The organism is Pseudoduganella sp. RAF53_2, from assembly GCF_052113985.1.
Taxonomy (GTDB): domain Bacteria; phylum Pseudomonadota; class Gammaproteobacteria; order Burkholderiales; family Burkholderiaceae_D; genus Rugamonas.
The window spans coordinates 1-2221 of the sequence record NZ_JBFRDW010000827.1 but is presented as its reverse complement, the minus strand read 5'-3'; the positions used below and the strand labels follow the sequence as shown (position 1 = coordinate 2221).

Genomic DNA, 2221 nt, shown 5'->3' with positions numbered 1-2221 from the left:
CCTTGGTGTTGATGCCCTGGCCCATTTCGGTGCCGCCATGGTTCACCAGCACGGAGCCGTCGGTGTAGATGTGGACCAGCGCGCCGGCCTGGTTGAAGTGGGTCACGTTGAAGGCGATGCCGAACTTCACTGGCGTCAGCGCCATGCCTTTCTTCAGAACAGGACTGGTGGCGTTGAAGGCGCGGATGGCTTCGCGGCGAGCGCGGTAGGCCGATTCGCTTTCCAGTTGGCCCACCAGATCGTGGATGACATTGTCGACCACTTTCTGGCCATATTGCGTGACGTTGCGACCTTCCTCATCGTTGCGGCCATAGAAGTTCTTCTTGCGAACATCCAGCGCGTCCTTGCCCAGATTGCGCGCGATTTCGTCAACGATGTATTCGATCGCGATGGCGCCTTGCGGGCCGCCAAAGCCACGGAAGGCCGTATTCGACTGGGTGTTGGTCTTGCCCGCCATGGCGCGGATGTCGCAGTCGCTCAGGTAGTAGGTGTTGTCGAAGTGGCAGATGGCGCGCGTCGCGACCGGCGCGGACAGGTCGGCGGAGAAGCCGGCACGGCTCACCATCTGTACCTTGGCGGCAGTGATCAGGCCTTCATCGTCGTAGCCGATCTCATATTCGTAAAAGAAGCAGTGGCGCTTGCCGGTCACCATCATGTCGTCGTCGCGGTCGGCGCGCAGTTTGACGGGGCGCTTCAGGTGCGCGGCGCTAACCGCGGCGCAGGCCGCCCACAGTGCCGATTGCGATTCCTTGCCGCCGAAACCACCGCCCATGCGGCGGCATTCCACCATCACTGCGTGCGACGGGTAGTGCAGGGCGTGCGACACCACGTGCTGCATTTCGGTCGGATGCTGGGTGGAACAGTAGACGTGCATGCCGTTGCCTTCCTTCGGCACGGCGTACGAAATCTGGCCTTCCAGGTAGAACTGTTCCTGGCCGCCCACGTTCAGCGTGCCCTTCAGGATATTGGGCGAACGTTCGAAAGCCGCTTGCGCATCGCCGCGCGTCAGGCGCATCGGTGGAACGACGAAGGATTCGGCATCGCGCGCTGCCTGCGGCGTGAGGATGGCAGGCAGGTCTTCGTACTGGATGTCGGCCTTGCGTGCCGCGTGGCGCGCGTGGTCGTGGGTGTCGGCCACCACAACGAAGATTGGCTGGCCGACGTATTCCACTTTTTCCTCTGCGAGGATAGGGTCGTCGTGGATGATCGGGCCGCAGTCGTTGGTACCGGGGATGTCTTTGTAGGTGTACACCGCCACCACGCCTGGCATGGCTTTCACCGGATCGAGGTTGATGGACAGGATGCGCGCGTGCGCTTTCGGCGACAGGCCCAGCGCGGCGTGCAGCGTGCCTTGCGCTTCCGGGATGTCGTCGGTGTAGACCGCTTCGCCCAGCACATGCAGGATGGCCGATTCGTGCGGGTGGCTTTGCCCAACCTCGGCCCAGCCTTTGGCGGCGCCGACGGTCATGAACTGTTCGGACTTGCTGTTCATGCAGCGGCTCCTTCCTTGTATGCGTAAGCGTTGACGTAGTTGCTCGATACCGCGTCTTCAGGACGGGACTCCATCCAGAAGCGGCGCAGCAGGTTCTGCGCGGTGCGCATGCGGTAATTGGCTGAAGCGCGCATATCGCTCAGTGGCGTGTAGTCTTTCGCCAGCGCTTCCATGCCGGCCCGCAGCGTGGTCTCATTCCATGGCTGGCCGTTGAGAGCAGCTTCCGCCAGCGGTGCGCGGCGAGAGGTAGCGGCCATGCCTCCATAAGCGATATGTGCGTTGCRCACGATGCCGTTATCGAGATCGATGGCAAAGGCGGCGCAGACGGCGGAGATGTCCTGATCGTAGCGCTTGGCGAGTTTGTAGGTGCGAAACTGCTGGCCTGCTTTCGGCAGCGGGATGCGCACTGCTTCCACGAATTCGCCCGGCAACCAGTCCTTCTTCATGTAGTCGAGATAGAAGTCCTGCAGCAGCAGGACGCGCTGCCCCTTATCCGAGCGCAGCACGATTTCTGCGCCGAGCACGATCATCCACGGCGCCGAGTCGCCGATCGGCGAGCCGTTGGCCACACTGCCGCCCAGGGTGCCGGTGCTGCGGATCGGCTGGGAGGCAAAGCGCTGCCACAATTCGTGCAGCGAGTCGTTGTCGTACAGTTCATTGACGGCGCGGTAGGCGTCGTCCAGCGAGACGGCGGCGCCGATTTCCAGCTTGCCGTCGACGGTCGTGATG

At 62.7% G+C, this 2221-nt stretch carries 2 protein-coding genes; both read right to left on the bottom strand.

Features of this window, described 5'->3' with window-relative positions; all coding sequences use genetic code 11:
- Nucleotides 1–1492 (bottom strand): molybdopterin cofactor-binding domain-containing protein (locus AB4Z11_RS29985; protein ID WP_442029574.1); only part of this gene is annotated, 1492 nt, incomplete at its 3' end.
- The coding region (locus tag AB4Z11_RS29980; protein ID WP_442029572.1) for an FAD binding domain-containing protein at nt 1489–2221 on the bottom strand (733 nt) is incomplete at its 5' end. The genes AB4Z11_RS29985 and AB4Z11_RS29980, both read right to left, overlap by 4 nt.